Source organism: Endozoicomonas sp. ALD040, assembly GCF_049275945.1.
GTDB lineage: Bacteria > Pseudomonadota > Gammaproteobacteria > Pseudomonadales > Endozoicomonadaceae > Endozoicomonas_A.
This window is the reverse complement of sequence record NZ_CP184829.1, coordinates 100,429-127,295: the sequence shown is the minus strand read 5'-3', so window position 1 is coordinate 127,295 and position 26,867 is coordinate 100,429. Positions and strand designations below refer to the sequence as shown.

At 48.4% G+C, this 26,867-nt stretch carries 16 protein-coding genes; 7 read left to right on the top strand and 9 right to left on the bottom strand.

Annotated features, from left to right (window positions below; genetic code table 11):
- The first annotated feature begins 301 nt into the window (after positions 1-301).
- The 6 genes from ACOJUN_RS00225 (at position 302) to ACOJUN_RS00200 (ending at position 6,644) form a co-directional block, all read left to right on the top strand.
- A complete protein-coding gene (locus tag ACOJUN_RS00225) occupies positions 302-2,053 on the top strand; it encodes a hypothetical protein (RefSeq protein WP_422134683.1) in 1,752 nt (583 codons plus the stop codon).
- Positions 2,054-2,466: 413 nt separating this feature from the next.
- Positions 2,467-3,372 carry a TIGR01777 family oxidoreductase gene (locus ACOJUN_RS00220; protein ID WP_422134682.1) on the top strand — a complete coding sequence of 302 codons (906 nt, stop codon included), beginning with the start codon at positions 2,467-2,469 and terminating at the stop codon, positions 3,370-3,372.
- 258 nt (positions 3,373-3,630) lie between these two features.
- Complete coding sequence (locus ACOJUN_RS00215) at positions 3,631-4,602, top strand: ABC transporter ATP-binding protein (RefSeq protein WP_422137129.1); 972 nt, start codon at positions 3,631-3,633, stop codon at positions 4,600-4,602.
- Between the two features lie 62 nt (positions 4,603-4,664).
- The gene (locus tag ACOJUN_RS00210; RefSeq protein WP_422137128.1) at positions 4,665-5,378 is read left to right on the top strand and encodes an ABC transporter permease; all 714 of its coding nucleotides are present in this window, start codon (positions 4,665-4,667) and stop codon (positions 5,376-5,378) included.
- Positions 5,379-5,469: 91 nt separating this feature from the next.
- The gene (gene queF, locus ACOJUN_RS00205; protein WP_422134681.1) at positions 5,470-6,294 is read left to right on the top strand and encodes an NADPH-dependent 7-cyano-7-deazaguanine reductase QueF; all 825 of its coding nucleotides are present in this window, start codon (positions 5,470-5,472) and stop codon (positions 6,292-6,294) included.
- Positions 6,295-6,368: 74 nt separating this feature from the next.
- Complete coding sequence (locus tag ACOJUN_RS00200) at positions 6,369-6,644, top strand: hypothetical protein (protein WP_422134680.1); 276 nt, start codon at positions 6,369-6,371, stop codon at positions 6,642-6,644.
- A 119-nt stretch (positions 6,645-6,763) separates the two neighbouring features.
- Here the strand turns inward: ACOJUN_RS00200 and ACOJUN_RS00195 are convergent, their stop codons facing one another.
- From ACOJUN_RS00195 to ACOJUN_RS00165, 7 genes are all read right to left on the bottom strand, one after another.
- Complete coding sequence (locus ACOJUN_RS00195) at positions 6,764-7,267, bottom strand: YcgN family cysteine cluster protein (protein ID WP_422134679.1); 504 nt, start codon at positions 7,265-7,267, stop codon at positions 6,764-6,766.
- A complete protein-coding gene (locus ACOJUN_RS00190) occupies positions 7,257-12,464 on the bottom strand; it encodes a hypothetical protein (RefSeq protein WP_422134678.1) in 5,208 nt (1,735 codons plus the stop codon). Before ACOJUN_RS00190 ends, ACOJUN_RS00195 begins: the two co-directional genes overlap by 11 nt.
- A 404-nt stretch (positions 12,465-12,868) precedes the next feature.
- Positions 12,869-13,117 carry a YcgL domain-containing protein gene (locus ACOJUN_RS00185; RefSeq protein WP_422134677.1) on the bottom strand — a complete coding sequence of 83 codons (249 nt, stop codon included), beginning with the start codon at positions 13,115-13,117 and terminating at the stop codon, positions 12,869-12,871.
- A 43-nt stretch (positions 13,118-13,160) separates the two neighbouring features.
- Complete coding sequence (gene rnd / locus ACOJUN_RS00180; protein WP_422134676.1) at positions 13,161-14,306, bottom strand: ribonuclease D; 1,146 nt, start codon at positions 14,304-14,306, stop codon at positions 13,161-13,163.
- Positions 14,307-14,634: 328 nt separating this feature from the next.
- Complete coding sequence (htpX, locus tag ACOJUN_RS00175; RefSeq protein ID WP_422134675.1) at positions 14,635-15,522, bottom strand: protease HtpX; 888 nt, start codon at positions 15,520-15,522, stop codon at positions 14,635-14,637.
- A 101-nt stretch (positions 15,523-15,623) separates the two neighbouring features.
- Complete coding sequence (locus ACOJUN_RS00170; RefSeq protein WP_422134674.1) at positions 15,624-16,052, bottom strand: hypothetical protein; 429 nt, start codon at positions 16,050-16,052, stop codon at positions 15,624-15,626.
- A gap of 66 nt (positions 16,053-16,118) precedes the next feature.
- Entirely contained in the window at positions 16,119-17,336 is a 1,218-nt protein-coding gene (locus ACOJUN_RS00165) for a pyridoxal phosphate-dependent aminotransferase (RefSeq protein WP_422134673.1), read from the bottom strand.
- A gap of 292 nt (positions 17,337-17,628) precedes the next feature.
- Here ACOJUN_RS00165 and msrB point away from each other — a divergent pair, with 292 nt between their 5' ends.
- Complete coding sequence (gene msrB, locus ACOJUN_RS00160; protein WP_422134672.1) at positions 17,629-18,021, top strand: peptide-methionine (R)-S-oxide reductase MsrB; 393 nt, start codon at positions 17,629-17,631, stop codon at positions 18,019-18,021.
- Between the two features lie 32 nt (positions 18,022-18,053).
- On the opposite strand, the gene ACOJUN_RS00155 is transcribed toward msrB, so the two are convergent.
- Together ACOJUN_RS00155 and ACOJUN_RS00150 are read right to left on the bottom strand one after the other, a co-directional pair.
- Entirely contained in the window at positions 18,054-20,381 is a 2,328-nt protein-coding gene (locus tag ACOJUN_RS00155) for a response regulator (RefSeq protein WP_422134671.1), read from the bottom strand.
- A gap of 118 nt (positions 20,382-20,499) precedes the next feature.
- Complete coding sequence (locus ACOJUN_RS00150) at positions 20,500-26,709, bottom strand: hypothetical protein (RefSeq protein WP_422134670.1); 6,210 nt, start codon at positions 26,707-26,709, stop codon at positions 20,500-20,502.
- Positions 26,710-26,867: the final 158 nt, after the last annotated feature.

The window sequence follows — 26,867 nt, the reverse complement described above, 5'->3', positions numbered from 1 at the left end:
CATGGATGTCATTAAATGGTCCTCAGAAAATGTTTCAAGGTAAAGATAGTCAGGACACCGGTCTGCGCTGTGTGTTTTTAGATGTAACCGGTTTTATCGACCGGCCTCATAATGGTTGATCTAAGTCAAAAAACCAAATTATGGACTTCGTCGATGAGAATCAGGTCAACAACAAACAGATGTCTGGTATTAGGAAAACACAAAAACACACTTATTTTCTTGATCTATCCTTTCTCTCTGTAGGTCAGAAGACAGGGATAGGATTATTAAACACTCACTCTTTATTGTGCTGCTGTCGCTGTTGTCTGCCATTTGTCAGGCTAAATCTTTGACAGAGCATTTTATTTTCGAGTCTAAACAGATTGTAGATTTTTCAAAACAGAGCTTTTCTATAAAGCGTGAACTGCGAACATTGTCTGACAACCCGCTAGAGATTACCGACACAGACGTTTATGAAGAACCCGATTTTCCTGCTGATAACAAACGACAAAAACCTGGCAACTACAGGGCAAAAACAATCATTACTCTAAGCTCAACCCCTTATTCATGGTTATCTGTAGAAATGATTGTCACTGTCAGTTGGCTTTTGAAAGGCTATTGGAACATAGATTCACCGCTGTTTAACCCGATTGAACAACAAGAGGCGGCATTTATGTTTGGCTCAGAACAGGATCAGCAACAACACCAGCCATCAGAACCATCCAGCCAGCAAGGACCACCAGTCAACCGCCACCGAACAGTTTCTTTCATCCGCCCCCGGGATACTGACTACAGTGACGGGAACGGAGGCTCTGAACGACACCAGCATTCGTTGGGTTTAAATTGTTTTGTCCAGCCCTGTCATGGCGTCTGTCGATTTCGACAATTTTCCGATTCATTGGTTAGCGGAGTGCAGAATTGTGAAGAAAGTTCGACAGACAGCACTGTAGCAACACCCGAACACAGCTTATGCAACCATTTGACCAATGCACACTGTTATCGTTGCAACTTGATAGACGGGGTCGCCTTAGACGGGGTCGCCTTAGACGGGGTCGCCTTAGACGGGGTCGCCTCAGATTCAATGGCAGCAGGAACAGCTAATACAATTGACCCTGACTGGCAAGTAACCTGCAACGTGATCCTGGTTGGAGAGGATGGTCAACTGCGGCAATGCGGGAAGGTCCTCAAGAATAACAAAGCGCTTTTAAGTCACAAACGCAGCATTCACAGCGGGGAAAAAACTTGTAATGCAATCAGGGTTGGGAAGGATGGCCAGCCACAGCCATGTGGAACGGTCTGCAAGAATGCAAAAGCTCTATTCGATCACAAAAGAGGAATCCACTCCGGGCCACAAACCTGTGATGTATCAGTAGCCGGGGAGGATGGACAGCGGCAGTCATGCGGGATGGTCTGCAAGAGTGCTACAGCCCTGGCGTATCACAAAAGATTAATTCACTCCGGGCAACAAACCTGCAATGCGATTGTGGTTGGGGAGGATGGCCTGCATCGACCATGCGGGAGGACCTACAAGAATGCTAAAGGCCTGTCGTCACACAAAAGCCAATACCATACCGGGCAAAAGACCTGTGACGCCACAGTAGTCGGGAAGGATGGCCAGCCGCAGCCATGCGGAGTAGTCTGCAAGAATAGTCAAGCCCTGGCGAATCACAAAGTCACATACCATAGCGGGCAAAAAACCTGTGATGTAACAATAGTCTGGGAGGACGGCCAGCCACGGCCATGCGGAATGGTTTGCAAGAATGCTAAAGCCATGTGGAGTCACAAAGTCAAAGTACACAGTGGGCAAAAAACCTGTGACGAAATCGTGGTCGGAGAAGATGGGCATCCACAGACATGTGGGAGAGTCTGCGAAAATGCCGGAATCCTGTTGTCTCACAAAAACAGAAGCCATAGCGGACAAAAAATCTGTAACCTGAGAGAGTTCGGGGAGGATGGTCAGCAGCGGTCATGCGGGGCTGTCTGCAATAATGCTCAAGCCTTGTCGATCCACAAAAGAATACATCGAAAACGCAAGCCCGTTGATATGGACCAGAAAGATAACCTCAGACCTTAATTTGTTTCTCCGCTCTTTCAGAGTGTGTCGCATGTCAGGCTTGGATGGATGGGTAAGTGTAAACCGAAGTTTTATTGATGTAGGTCAAGGTTTTGATAGTGGCTAGTACGTATTATGGAATCACTCAGGCAATCAAGAAAAATAATAAAAAGCGCCAGAGAATTAAGGACATAAAAAAAAGAAGCGGGAGCCAGTGACAAGCCAGCCGATCAAATACCCGGGTTTGAGGGGACCACGGGTATTTTTTTATGGGTAAAAAAACTGCCCGGAGTTCATTCTTTCTGTAATAAAATCGTCAGTGAAAAATTGTTTCTGACCCCCATGGCTGTTTACTATGGAACCATGGGTTTTTGTCCCGTGGGACCGAAGACGTTTTAATACCATCTCAAGGTTTTTTTTCAGGACTTAATGTTATGCAGATACTGATTACCGGGGGAACAGGATTTATTGGCCGACGACTGGTGGCCAGGCTTTTGTCAAGAGGGCATCGGCTGACCATTTTAAGCAGGCAGGATGCCGTGGGTGTCCAACGTCTGCTGACCCCTGAAGTGAGTTCTGTGAAGTCTTTGACGGCAGTGAATCCTTCTGTGGCTTTCGATGCCGTTATCAATCTGGCCGGTGAGGGGGTAATGGATAAACGTTGGACACCCTCGAGAAAAACACAGTTGCTCGATAGCCGGGTCGCCCTGACTTCAGAACTGGTTGACCTGATTGAACGAATGGAAAACCGACCAGGCTGCCTGATCAGTGGCTCTGCCATCGGGTTTTATGGTGGCAGGGATGATGCGGCCCGTCTGGACGAGTCTTCCGGCGCAGGAGACGACTTTGCTTCAGGGCTCTGTGTGCGCTGGGAACAGGCTGCCGAGCGTGCCAAAGGTCTGGGGGTACGGGTTTGTCTGGTCAGAACTGGCGTTGTGTTACACCCCGAAGGAGGTGCGTTGCATGAAATGATGACTCCTTTTCGTTTAGGGATTGGAGGTCCGCTGGGTTCTGGCCAACAGATGATGTCGTGGATTCACATGGAAGATATGGTGAATGCGCTGCTGTTTTTGTTGGAGAATGAATCAGCTGAGGGTGCTTTTAATGCCACCGCCCCTGAAGCGGTCAGCAATAAAGACTTTGCGATGGCTCTGGCTGGTACTCTCAATCGTCCCGCCTTGTTGAAAATGCCAGCAAGGGTTCTGAAGTGGATGTTGGGGGAATCTTCTGAAATGGTATTGAAAGGCCAGAATGTTTATCCAGAGCGTCTAATGGCTGAAGGCTATCAGTTCACCTATCCACAATTGAAACCGGCACTGACGCAGTTGATCAGAGCATAGCGTGAAAAAATGCTCTAAAAGTGCCGTTTACTTCGTCGTTTTATAATAAAATGACCCTCTTTTAAGTACTGACAGCCATAAGCAACAGGATATTTTTCTATTTCCTGATGATGGAAAAACGTTCAAAGTAACTGCCAAGACTAATCGCCTCTGTTTGACTTCACGCAATGGATGAAAAGGAAGCAGGGTAAAGCAAGAGTGAAACTGTGCAGAGGCTCTGATGGAGAAGAAATCCTGCATAATACGGACTATAGAAGCATGCCCCAGGCACTGAAAATACAGAATCTTAGAAAACAATACGACAATGGATTTCAAGCCCTGAAAGGGATTGATCTCTCAGTTGAAGAAGGCGATTTTTACGCCCTGCTGGGACCCAATGGTGCTGGCAAATCAACCACTATTGGTATTATTTCATCATTGGTTCGCAAGACTTCAGGCGAGGTTTCAATATTCGGGCACGATATTGATACTGACCTTGTCAAGGCCAAGCGGATGCTGGGCGTCGTTCCCCAGGAGTTCAACTTCAACCAGTTTGAAAAAGTTGAAGATATCATTGTGACGCAGGCCGGCTATTACGGCATATCGGCAAAAGAAGCCCGCAAACGTGCCGAGAAGTATCTCAAGCAGCTGGGCCTGTGGGATAAACGACACAATGTCTCAAGAATGTTGTCCGGTGGTATGAAGCGACGTTTGATGATTGTCAGAGCCCTGATTCATCAGCCAAAACTACTGATTCTTGATGAACCGACCGCCGGAGTTGATATTGAACTTCGTCGCTCTCTCTGGGATTTTCTCAGGGAGATCAACGAGCAGGGCACCACGATTATCCTGACTACTCATTACCTTGAGGAAGCCGAGCAGCTCTGCCGCAATATCGGCATCATTGACAGTGGCAGGATCGTCGAGAACACCAGCACCAAGGCTCTGCTGGGCAAACTGCAACAAGAAAGTTTTGTGCTGGATCTGAAACAGCCGATTGGAGATCTGCCGACCCTTGCGGATTATATTGTCAAGAAGTTGGATAACCACAGTATTGAAGTTGAGGTCGGCAAGCACCAGGGGGTTAATGACCTGTTCCGGCAGCTGAGTGAATATCAAATTGAAGTGGCCAGTATGAGAAACAAGTCCAACCGTCTTGAGGAGTTGTTTGTCAGTCTGACTTCGGATGCTTTAGCGGCTTCAGGACAAACAAAGGACAGCGCGGCCGTGAAGGGAGGAAGTGCACAGTGAGTGAGTGGAAATATAACCTGGTTGCATTTAATACGATCTTCACTAAAGAAATTCGTCGTTTCATGCGGATCTGGCCACAGACGCTATTGCCACCGGCGATGACCATGTCTTTGTATTTCGTTATTTTTGGTGCTGTTATTGGCTCCAGAGTGGGCGAGATGGGTGGCTTTGATTATATGACCTTTGTCGTACCGGGTCTGGTCATGATGGCGGTGATTACCAACAGCTTCACTAATGTGGCTTCCAGCTTTTTCAGTAACAAGTTTCAGAAGTGTGTTGAAGAGTTGCTGGTGTCACCCGTACCGAACTGGGTGATTCTGGCCGGTTACACCATGGGTGGTGTTGTCAGGGGGGTCTACGTAGGTGTTCTGGTTATGCTACTGGGCGCTTTCTTCGTAGAACTACAGGTACATCATATTCTTATTACCCTGCTGGCTGTTTTCCTGACTGCAACTCTGTTTGCACTGGGTGGTTTCATCAATGCAGTGTTTGCCAGAAAGTTTGACGATGTGGCCATCATCCCGACCTTCGTACTGACGCCTCTTACTTACCTGGGAGGTGTTTTCTACTCGATAGACGTGCTTCCAGAGCCATTTCGATCCATCTCGCTGCTGAATCCTATCCTGTATCAGGTGAATGCCTTTCGATATGGAATCCTGGGACAGGACAGTGGTATCAGTTTAGGTTGGGCTTTTGTTGTGATGGTTCTGGCTATCGTAATACTGGCCGCCTGGGCTCTCCACCTTCTGCGAGTGGGCAAAGGCCTTCGAAACTGAATTTGAAGCGAGGCTTTCCAGGCCTCGTTTTTTCCAGAGGATACTGATCTGGCGGGGTTGCCGGGCAAACAGGATTGGGTCAAGTGAAGTTATGAGTGAATTAGTGAATGCTTCCCCGCTGGGGAAAAACAGTGAGTATCAGGCGGAGTATAATCCGGAAGTTTTGTTCCCTATTCCCCGCAGGGAGAAGCAGTTGGAGTTGGGGCTGGACCCCGATAACCTCCCTTTTGCAGGCAGTGATGTCTGGTTTGGTTATGAGCTGTCCTGGCTTGACGCCAAGGGTAAGCCGTTGGCAATGATCGGTCGCTTTGAGCTGCCCTGCCAGTCTCCCTGCCTGATTGAATCCAAGTCCTTCAAGCTTTATCTGAACTCATTCAACCAGACTCAGTTTGATTCTGTGGCACAGGTTCAGGCGGTTATGGAAAAGGATCTCAGCCAGGCTGCAGGTGCGCCGGTCAGAGTAAAGCTGATGACGATTGCTGAAATGGAAGCTTTCGGATTCAAATCGGCTCCCGGCACCGGAGTGGATGAGCTGGATGTGGTTATTGATTGCTATGACTATACACCTGATCTTTTGCAAAAGGCTGAAGGCATTCGGGAAGAAACTATCCATTCTCATCTGCTGAAGTCCAACTGTCCTGTGACCGGGCAGCCAGACTGGGGAACTGTGGTTGTTCAATATAAGGGAGAAGCCATTAGTCATGAGTCGTTTCTGAAGTTTATCTGTTCATTCCGTGGGCATCAGGAATTTCATGAGCAATGTGTGGAAAGAGTATTCACAGAAATACAGGCCCGTTTCAAAATGGAGTCCCTGACCGTCTATGCCCGCTATGTACGCCGGGGGGGGCTGGATATTAACCCATGGCGCAGCACTGATCAGGCCGGGCAGGATGATAGGCGTCTGATCAGGCAATAAAGTCAGGTTTTGAGTTGCAAGATCAGTAAGTTGGTCCATATATATTCTTTGGTATATGGAGGTTCTCTACCGATATGAAAAAATATATAGCTCTTACTGCTCTTTGTCTTTCCTGTAAAAGTTTTGCCGCAGGCTATGTTATCCGCAGTCCTTATGACTATCATTCAGTGGCTAGTTTAATACTTTTATCAAACGGCTGGGGTATTCTCTGGTTGTCCAGCAGACAACAGTTTCTTCCTTATCTGGTGCAGGGCTACCCAGCTCCAACAAACTTCTTCCCCAGCCATATCGGTATTGTGATTCGAGGCTGCGTACACTATACAGAGGTACTGGATTACTTCTCCCCATAGCTCAGTCGATCTGACACAGTTGACCTGTAACTCCGCCAAGGGCAAATAACGGCTCCCCGACACAGGGAGCCAGCAAAAACCTGGCAGGAGAGGCCACTTCGTTTGCTTGTGACTCAACTCTAAACAGGCCGCATGGGGATAATGTAATCTTCCCAATCCTCTTCAGGCACCGAGGTTTCTGATTGCGCAAAGGCCCTGACGGAAATGCCAGCCAGGTGAACGCTGTTCGGGTTTCCCGATATCAGAGGGTGCCAGTCGAAGAGCGGTTTACCTTCGGCCAGGAGTCGGTAGGCACAGGTGTCTGGCAACCAGTGAAAATGAGGTATATCACCGGCTGTAAGTTTCAGGCATTGAGGAACCTTTTCCTTTCGGTGTTCATAGTCTGAACACCGGCAGCTGTGAATATCCAGCAGCTGGCAGGCCAGAGAGGTGTTGTGAACCTCTCCTGTCTCCTCATCTTCGAGTTTTTGCAGGCAGCAGCGACCACAGCCATCGCAAAGACTCTCCCATTCTTCAGGGGTCATCTGTTCGAGAGATTGGGTCTGCCAGAAAGGTGTTGTCATATCGCAATGCCGACTATTTACAGTGTCGTGTGACTGGGAAACTAACGGACTAATGCTCATCAAGCAACTCCAGTTCCTGACAGTTCTGATAAACATCAGGAGCAACATCTGATAATAAAGTGTCCCGTTTTTTTAACTGCTCTATTTTACTGCATGCCCGTTGCCTCCATCCTTCCAGTATGTGGTCAGCGATATCGATTTTGGCTTTTTTAAGGACGGTCACCGTATGCGTAAGCTCCATTTCATCCCCATACTCGTCGAGTAAGTTCAGAATTTCGGTGCCAAAAATTTCTGTCTGGTTTAGCTTTGACCACAAGCTGTCAAACGCCTGTTTTTCTCTTTTGCTGTCTGGCAGGTTAATGCTTTGTGCTTCTGTTTCACTCACCGTGTCACAGGCTTCAGCGTCTCCGGGTTGAATGTTGTCCAGGTATTGGGACAGCGATTCTTTAATCTCATCGGGGCACTCGCTACCTGATGCTTCGACTTTTTCTCTCAGTTGGCAAAACAGGGGGGCAGGCAGTCTCTCTTTATGATGGTCAAGGGATCTCCAGGTGATGGGTTTGATGGTCATTCCTCTCCTGACCAGAAGAATCAGAACATGAACAGGTATCGGATTGAAGGGGGCTGCTGTCAACGCACCTTCTGCCCTCAGCTCTCTGTTTGCGGCCAGTTTGGCTTTACGTCTTTGGATGTATACCGGGCAATCGGGTTTTAAACGCTTTTGCCACTCATCTGCTGTCAGATAATAACGTTCAGACATCTCAGTGATTTTCAAAAAAATCCTGAGTTGCTCCTCTGTCCAGTTGCTGATTTCTATTTTTTCATCCCGTATTTTCAGCAGTGGCATGGGGAAACGGTAGGTCTGAACACCGTCAACCTCAACCTCAAGCCGCTGCCCTTTGACGGTAAAAGACATCTCGTTGAGGTTTTGCAGCAGCACAGCGATATAGCTCAGGGCCAACTGTTTTCCTGACTGGATATGTCCAGAGACAGTTATCTCAACATTGTTGTTGTCGGTTGAACGCATCCCGGACAGAAAGTGATCGGGGATATCCTGATCCCAGGGCAGAAGACTGTGGGTTTTGAGTAATGCTTCAAACAGTATCTGGATGCCTTTTTTGGTGATTTCATGGGTTTTTAGTTGCAGGCAGGCTTCAAGCAGCCGTTTTAAATATTGAGAGGAATGCTCTTTGCTGAGTTTTTGCAGGGCGCTCAAAGAAGGAAACAGATCGAATACAGCCCGGGCATGGCTGGCATCCAGAAAACGCAGTTGATCATCCTTTGTTAAGGGTTGCAGGATTTCCCAGTAGAGTCTTTTCATAGAGTCGTGTTTCAGCACGCCCGATAGTTGTTGCAACCGGGTTGAGAGCTGTTGCCATTGGTTTTTACCCGGCAATGACATCAGCCGCTTGACAAAGTAGACATAACGCTCTCTGTATTCATCTGAAGAAAACAAAGCCATTGTCTTCTTTAACACGTGCAAAGGCGTGGTTTTACCCGAATGACGCCACAAAAAATTCCGGTTCCGTTGATTAGCTTTAAGATAGTTCCTGACGCCTTTCCCTCCATAAGAAGACAGAAGCCTTATTAATGATTTCAGCATCAGAGCGGGTTTAGTCTTTTCACGGTGGTGAAATTGTTTTAAAACCGCCCAGTTGATTAACCAGTCTGGTTTAGGGGTGGAAAGATAAAGGGAAACTGTTTTTAGCTGGCGATTGAATTTGTCATTCTCTTCATTATCCAGGTTGTCATCCAAGCCGCTATTTTCTTCAGTAGATTCTGTCAACAGCCACTGCTTCAGTTGTGCTTCCTGGTGTTTCAGCTCTTCGGTAGCAGGTAGCCCTTCTGATGCCCAGAGTCTGGCCATAATTTGCAATAACAGATGGTTGGGTGCCCCCCCGCAGCTTATCCAGTTCATTACTTTTTTCACTGGCCCATGTTTGGGCACGCCCTGGCCATAATTTATGGACGAGAAGGCACGGAACCGCTCCTTACTGAACTCGCCATCCTGGTCTTTCCACTCCGGCCAGCCAAGCACTCTTTTCACTTGCTCATATCTGGGCATGCCCCGGCTAAAATTCATGGAAGAAAATGCGCGGAGCCGCTCCATAACGAACTTGCCATCCTTTTCTTTCCATTCCGGCCAGTTCAGCATCTCTTTTACGTCCTCATATCTGGGTGGGCCTTTGCCAGAATTCATGGCTGTGAAAGTACGGAATCGCTCCATACTGAACTCGCCATACTCATCTTTCCATACCTGCCAGCCCAGAAGCTCTTTCACTTCCTCTTCATGTTCAGGCAAGCCTCTGGCATGATTCAAGGACGCGAAGGTGCGGAACAGCTCCATACTGAACTCGCCATCCTTGTCTTTCCATACCTGCCAACCCAGCACCGCTTTCACTTCCTTGTGTTTGGGCATACCTCTTTTGGCGAACATAGACGAGAAAGAGCGGAATAAATCCATATTGAATTGGCTATCCTCATCTCTCCATTCCGGCCAGTTCAACATCGCTTTTAATTTTTTATGCTCCTCATGTTTGGGCACGCCTTTGTTGTTATGTATGGACGAGAATGCGCGGAACAGCTCCATATTGAACTTGCCATCCCTGTCTTTCCATTCCGGCCAGGCCAGCACCTCTTCCACTTCCTTTTTTTTGAGCATGCCTCTGCCACAATTCATGGATGAGAAAGCGCGCAACAGCTCGATATTGAACTCGCCATCCTTGTCTTTCCATACCGGCCAGCTCAGGATCTCTTTCACTTCCTCATGTAAAGGCATGCCTTTGGAACCATTCAGGGACGAGAAAGCGCGGAACAGCTCCATATTGAACTGGCCATCCTTGTCCTTCCATAGCTGCCAGCCCAGCACCACTTTCACTTCCTTGTGTTTGGGTATGCCTCTTTTGGCGAACATAGACGAGAAAGAGCGGAATAACTCCATATTGAACTGACCATTCTTGTCTCTCCATTCCGGCCAGCCCAGCATCGCTTTTAATTTCTTATGTTCCTCATTTTTGGGCACGCCTTTGCCGTTATTCATGGAAGAGAAAGCGCGGAACAGCTCCATATTGAACTCGTCATCCCTGTCTTTCCATTCCGGCCAGGCCAGCACCTCTTCCACTTCCTTTTTTTTGAGCATGCCTTTGCAACTATTCATGGAAGAGAAAGCGCGGAACAGCTCCATATTGAACTCGCCATCCTTGTCTTTCCATACCGGCCAGTCAAGGATCTCTTCCACTGCCTCATGTTTAAGCATGCCTTTGGAACTATTCAGGGACGAGAAGGCGCGGAACAGCTCCATATTGAACTTTCCATACTTGTCTTTCCATTCCGGCCAGTCAAGGATCTCTTCCACTGCCTCATGTTTAAGCATGCCTTTGGAACTATTCAGGGACGAGAAGGCGCGGAACAGCTCCATGTTGAACTTTCCATACTTGTCTTTCCATTCCGGCCAGCCCAATATTTCTTTCACTTTCCCATATTTGAGCTTTCCCTTGGCATGATTCATGGATGAGAAGCAGCGGAATAACTTTATATTGAACTGGCCATCCTTGTCTTTCCACTCCGACCAGCCAAGCACCTCTTCCACATCCTTATGCTCGGGCAAACCTTTTGTGTTGTACATGGACGAGAAAGACTGGAACCGCTCCCTGTCGAACTCGCCATTTTGGTCTTTCCATTCCGGCCAGCCCAGCACTTCTTCCACTTCCTCTTGTCTGGGTATGCCTTTGCTATTGTTCATGGAAGAGAGGGAAGTCAATAAATCCAAACCCGCCAAATATTCGAGTTCATCCTGGCTAGTTTGTGCAAAGCTACGAATATATTTTCTGACATTATGTAGCATGCTGGTCAGCATGCCGGTATTTTTGACGTTTTCAGGAAGTTGCCCAAAAAACGCAGTGGCATTATCGAAGAAACCATTAAAAGACTCTCTCTCTACGAAACCAAGCAGTTTATAAAAAGTGTGCTTGACGGTGATGTTTTTTTTCTTGAATACCTCAAGCAAAGTTTGCACTTTCTCCAGATCTTCCTTGCTTAATTTGTATTTGATGTTTTCTTTTACTTTTTCCAATGGGTCATCGGGGGGCTGAGTGTCTGCCGGTTTACTTTTTTTGGCCGGTGGTGCTGCGGCTGCTATTGAAATATTTCTCTTTCTACCCACGTCCTTCTTTTTTTTCTGAGCGGGTTCTGATGAATCCGGCTCTGTTTCATGGTGGGCTGGTCTTGCCCTTTTTTTACTGTGAGTGTCCGACAGGCACTGGTTGCATAAAAATGCTGAAGCTGCTGTCTCATTAGCTACACGTCTTAATTCCTGTTGAGTCAGCGCCTTGTCACACTTCGAACAATTGACAGCGGCTTTTCCGGTATCCTGCTGAGCTGAGGGGCCCGGTGGCTCATCGCCTCCACGATCGCTGCCGTCTATTGAAGCGATTCTCTGGTTAGGGGCTGCGCCCCGGCTCCTCTGGCTGTTCTGAGCTGTGGCCGCAGTTGTTGGTTCTTTGGTCGTTCGGGAGGTTTGATTCTTGTCGCCGGAAGCCGCCTGTCGGCCAGAATATTTGCCAGAAATGATTTCACAGTAAACACTGAGTTCCTGACCATTCTCTGCCAGCCATGACTGAACCAGCCCCGTTTGAAACCCGGCAGGGCCTGACCTTTCCAGATCAAGAAGGTCGGCTTTAATTACCATGATCCGGTCTGACATAATCCGGGCCAGCGTTGTTTGGCCCGTCATAGTAGCCCATAGTCGTTTTATTCGTAATACTCTAAGCAGTTGTCTTTTTTGTTGCTGGCATTTTTGAACAGGATCAGGAACAAGGATAAGGTCAGGCTGGGGTTCCGGGTCAGAATTCCAGTTGTTTCCATCAGGTGGCTTATCACCATCATCTCCCCCGGCAGCACCCATGGCGATGGGCGTGTTGGTCGTCTTCTCAGGCGCTTCAGGGGACCAGGTCACCCGATCAATGCGGCGTGTTTGTTTTATTGGCCAATCGGGTAGGAGAGGCAGTTGAAGCGACTCATGAGGACTGATATTCGGCAGTAGCTGAAGCAAACTGAAAGAGAGCAGCATAAACCCAAACGGAAAAGGGTCGGGCTGTTCAGGTTTAGCCAGCTTATTGGCATATAAGGAATGTGCTGGCAGCGAGTTTGAGCCGGTGAGTCCCAATGCAGGCAGCGATTCCCAAAACACCATCGTCACTAGCAGAAGCAGTGATTGGGTTACCGAGCAGACAATTTTGTTTTTTTGTGAGCGTCTCATAGACTCAGGCGAACTGGTTGCCGTTTGCACGAGACTGTATAGCACTGCAATGGCTACCACGCCATTAACGGAGTTGACGAATATTTCTGAGTCAACTCCCTGTCTGCAACCTTGTTTTTGCAGTTTGTGGTGGTACCCACTGGCTTCCCTGAATGTCAAGGCTCAGGACAAACCGGGCTCTATACCCTTGTTTTCACAGCGGGTCGTTAAAGCTCAGCAGTTCTTCAGGAAGGTGTTGAATGTAAGTACCTAACCAGTTGGTTTCGCATATTCTGGACGGCGGCTTTTTCCACCCTTCTGCGTTCCAACTCTGGTTGCGTAGCTACGGCTACGCGCCCGTCGTTGCGCCTTGAAGGATGAAAAAATCCACTCGCCAGAATATGCGAAACCAACTGGCCAGGTACTTAGTCTTCTTCGGCTGGGGGCATCTGCAGGTAAAACCCCTTTTCCTGAATCCCGGTCATCACTTTTTCAATGTCTGCCCTGGCCAGTTTGCGCTCAGGTGTCAGCAGAATATCCATCACATGGGTAGCTTTGCCGAAAGCCTGATGAAGGGCTTCAGGGACTTTCTTCAGTTGATCACGCTTGTCAACGTAAAGGTACATCTCGTTGCGTTTGCTGCTTTTGAAAATGGAAGCAAGAATTTTAGACATAATATTAATACTATCTTGAATTTGCCTGGAGTCTGGGAAGTAATTATCTCTGGTTCTCTTTGTACTCTTTCATAGCCAGAATCAGGGGTTCGGCAATTTCCCGTTGTCGCCAGCCTTTAATGCTCTCTGGCATCGAAAAACGGCCACTGTTTTGCCACTGACGTAAGAGTGCGTTAGACATTTTTCCCGGGAATAACAGCTCTGCAGGTACATTCAGCTCATCTGATTTGTGAGTCACCCAGGCCTTGATCAGTTTGCCATAGTCGCGGGCGGCTTTCGGCAGGGGGGCAGGGAGCTGTTCCGGATAGTCAGCTTCCGGACTGTCTTTGGCCTGTTTGACCAGGTTCAGAATAATCCCGCCGTATTTTCGAAGCGTTTTGGGTTTCATATCCTGAATAGAAGAGAGTGAACGTATATTCTCCGGCATATAACGGGCAATTGGCCACAGGCTTCCCTTGGGGATGACCCGGTTGCGCGGGGTATTGGTTTTTCGGGCTTCCAGTTCACGGTATTCACAGATCTTCTGTAAAACCGCCAGTTGTTGAGGCTGCAATTGCCAGGCACGCTTAACATCTTTCCAGATTTCGCCGGGGACCGGAAACAATGGCGAGCTGAGCAAGGTGTCACAATCCTCGTTAAGCCATTGCAACTGAGGCTTGCCTTTCATTTTTTCGAGTAATAGCTCATAAGCTTCCAGCAGGTGAACGACATCGAGCGTGGCATAGCTGATCTGGGCTTCAGTCAGTGGTCGCTGAAGCCAGTCTGAGCGAGTGGCATCCTTGGGCAGGTCCACTTCCAGAAGCGCCTTTAGCAAGTTTTGGTAGCTTAATGAATGTCCCAGTCCTGCATAGGCCGCAGCAAGCTGTGTATCCAGCAATGCAACTGGGCGGCAGCCGGTGAGAATATTGAAAACTTCGAGATCTTCTCCGCAGGCGTGAAGGACTTTGATGACAGATTTGGATTGCAGAACCCGGCCAAAGGAAGCCCAGTCCTGAACACTGAGTGGGTCAATCAGGAAAACTCTGTCACCGGTACCCACCTGAATCAGTCCGGGAATAGGGTAAAAGGTATCAGTGCGAATAAACTCTGTGTCCAGTGCAATGGCATCCAGCTCAAGCCACTGCTGGCAGTAATGGTTAAGGCTTTCGCTGTCGAGGACCCAGATGGGGTCAGGATGTTCAATAGGCATATAAGCAGCTGGATTAGAAATAAAAGCCTATTATAAGGAGCTTGTCTCTGAAGCCAAAACAATATTCTCCAGGGCTTGATGAGAAAGTCAGTAAATTCGTGGACAAGATGGCTCAGATACTCTCATCCCCCATGAAGAAGCTGAAACGTATATCCTCAATCGAATTAAACAATAATTATGAACATTTACCGGATCAAGAAGGCCAGAGCAGACATGCATCATTGGCTTGACTAAGTGTGTATTCGTAATCCTGAAGCAGAAGTGCTTTCGTAATAAAAAGGCCCGCATCAGCGAGCCTTGTGGAGTGGGTGCGATAAAAGAAACCCTGTCAGCGATGGGATTGCAGCGACTGAATTCGATCTTCAAGAGGAGGGTGGCTGGAGAACAGTGCGGCCAGGCCACCCTGACCGTTCTTGCGAATACCGAAGGCCGTCATGGTGGCAGGCATCGCACTGGGTGCGTCGTATTCAGCTCTCAGTCTTTCCAGAGCGGCAATCATATCACCACGACCTGCGAGCTCGGCACCGGCTTCATCGGCACGGAATTCTCGCTTGCGGGAGAACCACATCACGATGGCGCTGGCGGCAATACCCAGAACAATCTCGGCAATAAAGCTGACAACATAAAAGCCAATACCCGGGCCACTGTTTTCTTCATCACGACGGAGGAAGCTGTCTACGGCATAGCCGATGATACGTGCAAAGAACATCACGAAGGTGTTCACAACACCCTGAATCAGCGCCAGCGTCACCATGTCACCGTTAGCAACGTGACCTATTTCGTGACCAATAACGGCTCTTGCTTCCCTCGGGCTGAAACGATCCAATAATCCCTGACTCACGGCAACCAGTGAGGCGTTTTTGTTCCAGCCGGTGGCAAAAGCATTGGTTTCCGGGGATGGGAAAATACCCACTTCCGGCATGCCAATGCCCGCTTTTTCAGACAGCTCTTTGACCGTATCCATCAACCAGCGCTCCTGGGCTGTTCGGGGCTGATCGATAACCTGGGTGCCTGTGCCCATCTTGGCCATGGTTTTGGAAAGGAGCAGAGAAACCAATGAACCGGCAAAACCGAAAACGGCACAGAAAGCCAGCAGTGACTTCATATCGAGTCCCTGGGCTGTGACATAGCTACCCACGCCAAGGATGTTAAGCGTGATGCTGGCGACTGCGATGACAGCAAGGTTAGTTGCAAGAAATAGCAGAATTCTTTTCATTACCGAATGGTTGCCTTTGTTAGTTGGATAGTTGGACTATGGAGGCGTTGAGTCCGGATTTCAATCCTCAGCCCGTCACATTTAACAATGTTTACACTCCTTCAGGCTTTGCAGGCGAAAAAGTGCTGGCAGAGCAGGTTCAGCTGGTGGGTGGTCCCGGATTTTAATGTTTCACGAAACTGCCAGCCCAGAGTCCTCTGTTTCTGAAGCATCGGTTCTGGCAGGTCTTCCAATTCGGTTTTCAGGCTTGGCATACCGAGTCTGAGGAAACTTTTTTCAGTCAGAACCACCTGGTCCAGCCCTTCCAGCCGAACTCTTTCGGAGTAGTGTATGTAGCCTTCTCTGGCCAGCCAGAGAAAACTGTCAAAGCAGGCCTGGTGTCGCTTGCCGGGTAATCCGAATTCATCCACGGGCACGGGCGTAATGATGTCGTCGACGTACAGAGAGGTCAGCCGCGGGAAGACATTGTAGAGATGTACCAGTGTCTTGGCACAATCATGAAAAAAGTCGTCGATGTGGATGTCAGCCATGTTCAGAATGTGAGTGTCCGGAATTCAGTAATCGGTAGCAAATGGGCCGTTGAGTCACGGCCAGGATTATGATTGTTTGTATCGGCTCAGGAATCGTTCAAGTTTATCGCCCACCATCTCCAGATCTTCAACCCGGGGCAGGGTAATTATCCTGAGATGGTCCGGGTCCGGCCAGTTGAAGGCACGACCCTGTACGAGCAGAATTTTTTCCTGAATCAGCAGGTCGAGTACCAGCTGTTCATCGTCGTGAATCGGATACTTTTTCGGGTCCAGTTTCGGGAACACGTAAAGGGCTCCCCTGGGTTTGACACAGCTGACACCGGGTATCTGATTCAGGCGCTCGTAGATCACATCTCTCTGTGCCAGGAGTCTGCCGCCGGGAAGAATGAGGTCATTGATGCTCTGGTAACCCCCCAGTGCCGTTTGAATAGCATGCTGGGCAGGAACGTTGGAACACAGACGCATGGAGGCCAGCATTTCCAGACCTTCCAGGTAGTCCCTGGCTTTATGTTTGGGACCACTGGCAACCATCCAGCCAGAACGAAAACCGGCTGCACGATAAGATTTGGAGAGCCCGTTGAATGAGATCATGAACACATCATCCGCCAGCGATGCCATGGCAGTGTGCTCTGTTCCATCGAAGAGGATCTTGTCGTAGATCTCGTCAGCAAAAATAATCAGGCTGTGCTGGCGGGCAATCTCAATGATTTCCTGCAGCAGCTCAGGTGGGTAAACGGCACCCGTTGGATTGTTAGGGTTGATGACAACAATGCCCCGGGTCTTGGCGGTGATTTTGCTGCGAATATCATCCAGGTCAGGGTACCAGTCAGATTGCTCGTCACAGAGGTAGTGAACCGCTCGGCCTCCTGAAAGGTTAGCCGCCGCAGTCCAGAGAGGGTAGTCCGGCGCCGGGATCAGCAATTCATCACCGTTGTTCAGTAATCCCTGCATGGCCATGACGACCAGTTCGCTGACGCCATTACCGATAAAAATGTCTTCCAGCTCGACACCGGGAAAATCTTTCTGCTGACAGTAGTGCATTACGGCCTTGCGTGCCGAAAACAAACCCTTGGAGTCGGTGTAGCCCTGGGAGTTGGGGAGGTTGATAATGACGTCTTGAATAATCTCTTCAGGTGCATCAAAGCCAAAAGGCGCAGGGTTGCCTGTGTTCAGTTTCAGAACACGCTGGCCTTCCTCCTCCAGTCTTCTGGCTTCGCGCAATACCGGACCACGTATTTCGTAGCAGACGTTTGCCAGTTTCAGGGACTTCTCAATATCCTTCATGGGTTCTTTTCCTGTGGCCGATATAAGGCTCATTGTCTTTTTGTATGTTATCTGTTACTCAGGGCTGCCTGAGTATTGCTCCGTTAATAAGTGGCGTCAGTTCCGATCGTTGTGGATCAGGTCATGGGATTCTCTGGAACATCATCAATCTGATTATAAACCTGACTATAAATAGACAAGAGTGGGTAAAAAATGTTCTCTCTGGCAGGGAATCAGGTGGCCATTATGATCGCTTTAAGGCTACAGTGCACGACCCAATCCGGATATTTCCGTTAAAGAAGCTGGAGGTGGTATGAAAGTTGAAAAAACCGATGCCCAATGGCAGTCAGAGCTGACTGAAGAGCAGTATTATGTCTGTCGGCAAAAGGGTACCGAACGGCCTTTTTCTGGTGAGTACGTTCATTTTGATGGCCTGGGTCGTTATAGCTGTGTCTGCTGTGATCAAATCCTGTTCGAATCCACGACCAAATTTGATGCCGGCTGTGGTTGGCCCAGCTTCTGGGAAGTCGTGGATAAGGAGGCGGTAAATTACCTTGAAGACAAAAGCCTGGGTATGGAGCGGACAGAGGTAGTGTGTTCAGCTTGCAATGCGCATCTGGGGCATGTATTTCCTGATGGGCCTGAGCCTACAGGGTTGAGGTACTGCATGAATTCAGTCGCTCTTCAGTTCAAAGCAGACAACTGAATAGCGCAAAAAAACAGTGTACACACTGTCCATCAGGCTATTAACCAGCGGGTCAGAGTGCTTTCAAGCTGCTCCTTGTTGAAAGGTTTAGCCAAATGGTCGTTCATTCCGGCATCCAGGCATTGCTTTCTGTGCTGATTCATAGCGTTGGCGGTTAAGGCTATGATGGGTGTCTCTCTGGTTGCTATCTGAACTCGCAGTCTCTGAGTGGTGGTAAACCCATCCATAATTGGCATATTGCAGTCCATCAGAATCAGGTCATAGTTTTTTTGCTGACAGGCTGCCAGACAACTCTCGCCATTATGAGCCAGCTCTACCCTATAGCCCAGCTGCTCAAGCATTCCCTCCGCCACCATTCTGTTGATGGGATTATCTTCGACCACCAGAACCGAATAATCCCTGTTTTTTGGGTGTTGGATTTTCACTGTGTCAGGTAACGGTTGGGAGACCTGATGACGGATAGTCCGGGTTTTCTCCAGTGCCTGGATAAAGAGTTTCCGGGTCAGAGGGAGTGGCAGCCAGACCAGGGTGTCCGGGCCGCTATCCAGAGGCTTATGAGCGGCATAAATCACTTTTAGTGACGGATTATCCTGACCGGCATTTCTGGCCAGACCTTCATTCTCTGTAATCAGAATATCCGCCCAGTCGGACAGGTCACCGATGTTGTTGTTCGAGGTCTGTCGGTGGCTGATATCCCAATGCGCCAGAAGATGAGAACAACAGCTTTGCAGAGCTTCTGAGCCATTGAGCACAATCTGGTTACTCTTAATATCAGCAGAAACCGATACTTTTTCTTCCCTTGATTTATATCGGAATGGTAAACGGACAGAAAATGTGCTGCCTTCTCCGGGCTCTGATATAACAGACAGTTGTCCGCCCATGTTAGTGACTATGGACTGGACCAAAGGCAGGCCCATACCGGAGCCCCCGAAACGGCGACTGGTATCACTGCTGGCCTGAGCAAAGGGTTTGAAAATTTCGTCCAGGGCTGATTCAGGGATGCCGATACCGCTGTCACTGATGTTCACCATAATATCAAGATGATTCTCGGAGGTTTTCTGGCAATCGAGCCAGATACGAATGTCACCCTCATCGGTAAATTTTGCAGCATTGCCTATCAGGTTGGAAATGACCTGATGAAAACGGGTTGGGTCACCCAGGACTTCTTCCGGCAGGGTGGGATCGATATCACAATAGATCGGAACCCCTTTGGTAAATGTGGATTGTCCTGCAAGCACCACAACATCTTCCATTGAGTTTCTGAGGTCAAAAGAGATTTCTTCAAGAATCATCTTGCCCGACTCAAGTCGGGAAAGGTCCAGGATATCATTGAGCAGACGGATCAGATGAGTACCAGAATCTCTGGCAGTGGTTAAACGCTGATGTTGTAGTTCGGTCAGTTCGTCGTTGAGGGCAATACTCAGCATGCCCAGAACTGCATTGAGTGGTGTTCTGATTTCGTGACTCAGGCTGGACAGCTGCCTGGCTCGCTGACTGGCAGTTTCCAGTGCCTGACTGCGTGCTTTCTCAAGCTGACGGTTGGTCTTCTCAAGGGCCTGGTTGTTTTTGCGAATATCCCTGGTCCGCCGGGCAATAATGGTTTCCAGTTCAGCCAGATGTTCACGTAACTGTTCTTCAGCCAGTCGCCGGTGGTGCAGATGGTGATGAATGTTGTTCAAATAATGGTTGATAGTGCGGGTCAGCAGGCCGATCTCGTCATTCTCATGCCCCCTGGGCTGCGGAAGCTGAACCTTGCTAGTGTTTTCCGGGTGCTTAACCATTTTTTCTGTCATGTTCAGCAAAGGCTTGGTCAACATGTGATAAAACATGATGGACAGAACCAGCGAAAGCAGGAAAGTTTTGATCAGGACAGTCACCAGGGTAAAGATGGCCCGATCAAAAAACTGAGTGCTGATAGGGCGAGTGTCGGCAACGATTTTAAGCCAGCCGAGCGGTTCATCTTCATCAAAGGGAACCTTAAGCTCCCGGATATAGGTTCGGCTGGCACCAAACAGCATATCAGTGAAGGGGCGGGCTTTATCCTGTTGCGGCTCTTTACTCACAGCGGCAAGGATTGCACCCGATGGTTCAACAATTTCTGCCCTGACGATGGTGGGCGATTTAATGAGTCCCAACACCAGCTCGTTGGCCAGCTCCTTATCAATGTTGTAAGCGATGCGGGCAGCTGGAGTCCGGGTGATATCAATGAAGGTTTCTATGGTGGCATCAATTTGCCGGTCCTGAGACCGGTAGTCGATGATCACGAGATAAAGACTCAGGAACAGCCCCAGGATAAAGGCAAAGACAACGGTGTTACGCGCCTGTTTAAACGACAGTCGATCCCTGAAACGGATTGGCATGAGAAACGTTTTATTTTAATTATTACTCTGTGATTCGTTTTACCTGTATTTTCCTGACAGCGCAACAACAGCCCGAATTTAATCTGCTTGTTTGGGAACCTAACTTCCCTGTTCTCCCTCATCGAGTTGTTTGTTCATTATCATCGCCCTGCTGCCAGTTGTAGAAGGTGCCCAGAGTGTAGGAGTAAGGAATACTTTTTGCGTGGGAAAACGACCATTTAGGCAGATTTTCCCTGAAGTATTTCTCCCATCCGTTCTCAAATAGTTTCATGGTTTGATCGCGGCGTTCACGGAACTGCAGATAATTTTCGTGTCGAGTCCAGCCATGTATCATGTCATTTGCTTCAACACGGTCTGTATAGTCTCCATCGGCTTCACCGAAACGTTGAGGCGAAGCAGTATCGGTACGCATCTCATATTCATCGTCCGTTTCACCTGCGCCTCGCCAGCGATTAATCCTGTCAAGAGTGCGGCCCAGGGGTCCACCCAGCCATTGAGTGAGCATCTTGTTGTCGTTCATAAAAAAGTCGAAAGTGAGACCCGATGCCAGAGCAAATCCGAAGGTTTGAGCACTGGTAAATCCTGCTATAAGACCGTGGGCGTATGCTCCGACGGTGGAAATTGGGCCCAGCATGAGACCGGCTGTGGCGGAGGCCAGCGTTTTCGCTGTTTGTGGTGTTACCCTGTGCAGCAGGGGTACCTGAATCCCTTGCCTGGAACCCATGGATTGCACTATTTCGGGCACCAGACGGAAAATGCTGCGATACATTTGAGGGTTGGCGTTGTACTGTCTGGCAAACAACATGGAGCCGGTTCTCAACAGAATCACTGAAGAAGCGGCCTTGCCCAATGGCATGGCCAGTCCGCCCAGTTCAGAAACTTTCTCGATTCCGTTGTGGTGGGCATATTGCGCGGTTCGGTCTGGATCAACACCATAGTGTTCGAGCCAGTGCTGGAAAGGTATGAGCATCCGGTGCAGGTAATCACCCCTGTTGGTCAGATCCAGAAGGTAGAGGAACGCCATGTTTGTCAGGGACAGATCGGTAGCCTGCCAGACGGTATGGGTCGCCAGCAGGGGTTTGTAACTGGTGTAGTACCAGGTGACAGCCTGTACCAGGAAGGCTGAAGGTTTGCCCCAGTAATCATTGAGCTGCCACTCAACTGCTGCGACATGAGCCAGCATCAATGTGTTATGGATGGCCTTGATCAGGTCTGATTCAGACAGGCCAGCAACATTGGCATAAGGTGTCAGGGTATCCTGAATATTGCTCAGGAAGGCTGCCGTCCTGCGGCCATTGTCAAAGGCAATATCGTCAAGAATGTAGTTGGCGATGATCGCAGCTGCATACTCTTTCATGTCGGTAACAGACTCTTTCATACCCGCCGGGTGAGTGGCCGTCACGGCCACAGGATTAAAGGCAGTCTGCATGAATTCGTCAGCCCCCTCATCAGACAGTATCCCGACAACGACTTTGAAGCGAGGCACGTCGACACCGTGTTTGTAGCCAAGCAAGTGCTCAAATTCGGCCACTGTCTGATAACCATCAACACCTCTGACGGCCTTTATGTAGTTCTCAAGTTCAACCTTGCTGATCAAGCCTTCCCGCAGCAGAGTGATGATCTTGTCAGCACTGGCAGAATGGGCAGCGAAGTATTCCGAGAAGCTTTTCAAGTCTTCCGGTTCATGCCCAACGGAGTCTACGGCTGTTTTGCCAATGTCGCGAATTTCGTCTTGGAATTGCTGAGACCCTATTTCCATCTCATACATGGCGTTGAGCACCATAATCTCGATTTCTTCCAGCACGTCTTCGGGCCGATTTTCCGGGGAGGCGACGGGGGATTTCGGAAAGCTGGTCTTCAGGCTTTTAAAAACTTCCACAATCCGACTGGCCTGTTTAAACGTCAGTTTGTCTCCGGCCATTGCCTGCACGCGAATGGGTGCAAATTCATCGTCAAAATTGAAAACCGAAAGAAATGGTATTGTCTTATCGCTCTGCATTGCTGCTTCGTTCAGGCCAATTGCGGCTTGCAGAGCTTGTTTTTTGAGAGGGTGCCGCTGCATGAAGTCGTTCATATCGGTCAGCAATTTTGCCTGTTTCTCTGAGTACTGGATGAGACTGCGGTCATTCTTGACGGCTTCTTCGGCAACCTTCAGGATTTTTTCCATTCTCACAACGTCTGCTTTCCTGGCTTCAAGTTCAGCTTCCAGACGCATCTGACGGGACGGTTCCTCAATCAGTTGCCGAATCTTGCCGCCAGTACCATCATCACCGCCCAGTTCTAACTGTTTGTTTCTCAGGGCATTAATCCGTTGTTCATTGGTGTCAGAAGTGTCAGGTTCAAGACCCACGGCTGCTTCGGTGGCTTCAAGAAACGCGTCATGATCCGCCAGGTCCTGTTTTGCACTTAATGCAGCTTGATATTTATGATGCAGGGCTGAATCCAGCCGATCCAGATCGATTTTATCTGAGCTTGATGGGTGTCCATTGATGTTTTCATAGTCGAACATTTGCTGTTCTTTGCGAACCAGATTTTCTCGTGCAGCAACTTCTTCAGCCATTGCATTGGCTAAATCCATACTTTTCCTGTCGTGCTCATGCAGAAACTCCGTGACCTGAGCGTACATTTTTCTGGTTAAAGGCAGTTCACCCCGTACTCCATCGATTTCATCGGCTGCGGCATGAAGCGGAGTGTATGTATAGCCATTAACATGAAAAACGTAGTCAGCTTCTTGCAGCGAAGTGGGGTCGAAATGTATCCGGACGTACTGATTTGTTTTGGCTTTCAGTTTCTCAACGATTTTATCTCGTACGTCTACACTGTACCCCAGCAGGAAATTTATGATCTCCTCTGCTCGCTCTTTATTGGTTTGTTCGTCACCTGCAGACAGGCCCAGCTCGGTCTGAAGTTGTTTCATTCCCTGATTGAGAGCGATATTACCCCGGTTATGTTGGAGAAAAATATCCATGTTGCGGTCAGCCATTTCCAGCTCATTTTCAGCTTCTCTTACTGCTCGCCTGGCTCTGGCTACCTCACGATCAAGTAAGTATCGGGGTTTTGGCCCCAGTCGGGCCATTTGTCTGTCAAGCTCATTCTCAATGACTGCGACGCTCTCAGTAACGGTAGGCCGACCCACTTTGAAAATTTCTTTGCTCAGTTTTGAGAGTGTTTCTTCAATGAGATTGGTCTGATCATTCACACAGGCATTATTGTTATAGTCTTCAATGTTGAGTTGATGAGCAATTTCATTGTTAATATTTCTTGATAAATCTTCATCTTCATAGCGGTGGGATACTTTTAACCTTAATTCCGAAACTCTGGACCTTAGGGCTTGCACCTGTTTTTTTCGGCTGACATCTTTTTTTAATTCTACTTTCAGATCATCGGCCAGTTTAGCAATTAAAGCCTTGTCCCTTTTCCTGAGAGCAGCGCTTTCATACGCGGAGATGCCCAGAATGCGCTCTAAAGCCATGAGCATCTCACTCTGCCGTCCTTTGGCTAGCTGATCTGCATCTTCGACATAAAAGGTAAGATGGGCATAAAGCAGGAGCTTCTCATGTTTACATTTCCTTTTTTTGTAATCAGCAGGTTTGGTATCTTCTCCCCAGAGGGCATAATACTGTTGCTCCGTTATTTTTTTGAGGACATTATTGTCATCAAGTTTTTTACGAACCCTGTCAAGTCGTTCCAGTTTGTTATCACCTTCACTGATCTGGATCCCGAGTATTTCTTCTGCGGTTTTCAGTGTATCCAGCGCCCCTTCCTCTGCCCGCTGCATAGCCTCGTTAAAGTATGTCTGAATTTTCTCAGAAATGGCGTTCCGACGATCATACACATCGCCCTCGCTATCGATGTCGACCATCTTCAGGGTTTTTTCCACAGCAGTGAGTTTCTGAAGTAGTTCAGGGCTGGGTTTGAGGCGGTCTGGCGTTCTGATCTCTTTCAGTTTTTTTTCCAGGCGTGCAAGATTGTGGACCACCCTGAATACCGCTTTTTCCAGGACGTCCTGATTCTTTTCTACGCTGTTTTTACTCAGTTTAATACCAAGAATTTCTGCCAGAGCATTTTGTTTGGCCTCGGTGTAAGAATTATCTTGGCCATGCAGTGTCTCAATTCTATGAAGCAGGACATCTTGTTGAATATCCATTGTCTTGATTTTCTGAAGCATGAGTTGTTTGTGAGCATTCATTTCCTCGATTTTTTGAAGCAGGTGTTCTTGCTGAGCGTCAACATCTGCATTGCTATCAAAATCCTGAATGTTTAAATGTGCGGCAATGGTTGCGTAGCGGGCTTTGATTGCGGCTGCTTTTCCAGCTTCTATAATGGTTCTCGGAAGAAGATATCGCTGGACCAAAGCTTCCTGCTGTTCAAGGAGCTGCAGAATGGCCTGCTGACGGGTTTCCGGGGTATCTTTGTCGTTAGAGATCAGGCCGAGATTACTTTCAAGGTTTGTCAGTCTCTGCGGAGCCTCATCGTCGGTCAGGTCTGTCTTATGTTGTATATGCTGCCGAACAGACTGAAAGCGGGCAACAAGATCGTTTTTATTGTTCGGGGTCATACCGAACTGATCTTCAACGGCTGTCAGTATTGTAATTATAATTTCATAGTCAGGCTGTTCTACTGCAGCAAAGGTTGTGACCAACTCCTGGGTGGTTTCATGAATTTTATTTCTGAGAAGTCTGGCTTGTTCTTCTGGTGTCTGGGTATTATCCCAATTATAAATACCAAGTTCTGCTGCCGTTTCACGAAATATTTTTTCGTTTAGCTTGCCCAGTTTGGCATGTTCTATCCGCAGCTCCTCCAGGTTGTTGTGTAACTCAAACAGCTGTCTCGCCATGTCGGTCATGACTCTGAAAGTAAACTCTTCGTCTTTTTCAGGATCGATCTGTGCTTCTTTGATATCGCCGACAACGGGTAACACTTTGCGAATATGCTGAAAAAAGTGCGGGTTCATCAGAAGATTTTTAAGTACGGGTTTGAAGCCGAAGTGTTCTATGAGTTGCCTGTAAATCCGGGTTGGTGTGATGACTAATGAAGCGATTCTGATGTGTTCTGGTGTGAACTCAAATTCACCTGATCCATTTGCCTCATCTGGAGAAGCCAGCGCCAATGTCTGCAGGAGGGATTCGTAATATACCAGCGAACGCGCCGCCAGTTTATCTTCGTTTGAAAGTGTCGTTAGTTGATCTTTGTCAATGACTGCATCGTGCCGTGCAACTAACTCCTCCAGCACTGCCATCTGCCTGCTTCGAATGACGAACCGGTAGTTTTTGAGCTTGCGTTTGTTAAGCTCTGCTTTTACTGCAGGGACGGGATTATTACCCTCAGCTTCTATCCAGAATTTATAGAGGTTTTCTACGAAAGCGACATCATCCGGATTCTGCATCAGACCATGAAAAACAATATTCTCCCCCGGAGCTTCTGCTATTTCCAACTTTGGATAACCCGCAGGCACATGATAAACCCGTTTGGCATCCTCAGCGTCTACTATGTAGCCGACAGGTTTGTTGTGTGCCAGTAGTTCGTTCAGAGCCTCCTGTTGTAAATCCTCTTCCAGGACATGAACCTGAATATAGGCAGAGGCGGCAGCTGCCAGGAGAGCCTCATCATTGACAAAGAGTGATTGACCCAGACGGTGCAGTTCAGGGGGTTGATCGCCCGCAGCGATAAGGCGCATGAAGGTACGCCCATTCACTTCAACTTTTTCAACTTCAATGGTGGCAAGGCCAACATAGTGATCATTTGAGCCGAGGTTTCCTGCTCTTTCTGCAGCGGCTCTCAAAACTTTAGCCAGTTGCAGGTGGTTGGCGATTTTCGTTAACGGTTGTAATGATGAACTCCAAACTAATTGATCACGAGCAACCTCCACGGAATCCTGATCGGTCATTCCGCCCCTGACTTCAATGACCAGTTCCTTTTCTTCAAGGTTGTGGGTGAACCTGAAGACTCCCTCATCGCCTACTTTGAGAACTTTGATATATTTCTGAGCAACGTCATTTTCGCCTGTTTCAAACTGATCAACACTGGAAACACCATCACCAATACCATAAAGAATTTCTGTAAAACTCATAGTAGTAGAGATAAAGCCCTGACCTTCTGAAGGCTCATAAGGGTACGTGGTGGTAAAAGATTTGGGTATTGGCTGCTGGTCATCACCTAAAGTTGGCTGAACCATGACCTCACTACGAAGTTTCACAACATTTCCGCTGCCCAAAATATAGGCTTTCGTCTGCAGTTTGCGAGCAGCCAGTGCCTCTGTATTAATGATGGAAGAGCTGATCGCAACGGCCACTGCAAGGCTTAATGCATTGTGGCGGATATTTGTCATTCTGCTACCTCAGAGCTGAGTACTTTTGTTATCTTGAAAAGTGATTGCCATACCTGGAGAGGAAGCACATTACAACGGTTCATAGCCGTCAATCGCTCATGGTTGTTCCGGCAAGCTGTTGAGTGAATTTAGTTCAAAGTGAGGAATCCGCCAGAAGC

Bases quoted from the DNA above. Each gene is read 5' to 3' on its own strand.
- queF (WP_422134681.1), top strand. From the start codon at position 5,470: ATGAGTGAATTAGTGAATGCTTCCCCGCTGGGGAAAAACAGTGAGTAT.
- ACOJUN_RS00155 (WP_422134671.1), bottom strand. From the start codon at position 20,381: ATGCCAATCCGTTTCAGGGATCGACTGTCGTTTAAACAGGCGCGTAAC.
- rnd (WP_422134676.1), bottom strand. From the start codon at position 14,306: ATGCCTATTGAACATCCTGACCCCATCTGGGTCCTCGACAGCGAAAGC.
- ACOJUN_RS00185 (WP_422134677.1), bottom strand. From the start codon at position 13,117: ATGTCTAAAATTCTTGCTTCCATTTTCAAAAGCAGCAAACGCAACGAG.
- ACOJUN_RS00220 (WP_422134682.1), top strand. From the start codon at position 2,467: ATGCAGATACTGATTACCGGGGGAACAGGATTTATTGGCCGACGACTG.
- ACOJUN_RS00210 (WP_422137128.1), top strand. From the start codon at position 4,665: ATGCGGATCTGGCCACAGACGCTATTGCCACCGGCGATGACCATGTCT.
- ACOJUN_RS00190 (WP_422134678.1), bottom strand. From the start codon at position 12,464: ATGAGACGCTCACAAAAAAACAAAATTGTCTGCTCGGTAACCCAATCA.
- ACOJUN_RS00195 (WP_422134679.1), bottom strand. From the start codon at position 7,267: ATGAGCATTAGTCCGTTAGTTTCCCAGTCACACGACACTGTAAATAGT.
- htpX (WP_422134675.1), bottom strand. From the start codon at position 15,522: ATGAAAAGAATTCTGCTATTTCTTGCAACTAACCTTGCTGTCATCGCA.
- msrB (WP_422134672.1), top strand. From the start codon at position 17,629: ATGAAAGTTGAAAAAACCGATGCCCAATGGCAGTCAGAGCTGACTGAA.
- ACOJUN_RS00150 (WP_422134670.1), bottom strand. From the start codon at position 26,709: ATGACAAATATCCGCCACAATGCATTAAGCCTTGCAGTGGCCGTTGCG.
- ACOJUN_RS00200 (WP_422134680.1), top strand. From the start codon at position 6,369: ATGAAAAAATATATAGCTCTTACTGCTCTTTGTCTTTCCTGTAAAAGT.
- ACOJUN_RS00170 (WP_422134674.1), bottom strand. From the start codon at position 16,052: ATGGCTGACATCCACATCGACGACTTTTTTCATGATTGTGCCAAGACA.
- ACOJUN_RS00165 (WP_422134673.1), bottom strand. From the start codon at position 17,336: ATGAAGGATATTGAGAAGTCCCTGAAACTGGCAAACGTCTGCTACGAA.
- ACOJUN_RS00215 (WP_422137129.1), top strand. From the start codon at position 3,631: ATGCCCCAGGCACTGAAAATACAGAATCTTAGAAAACAATACGACAAT.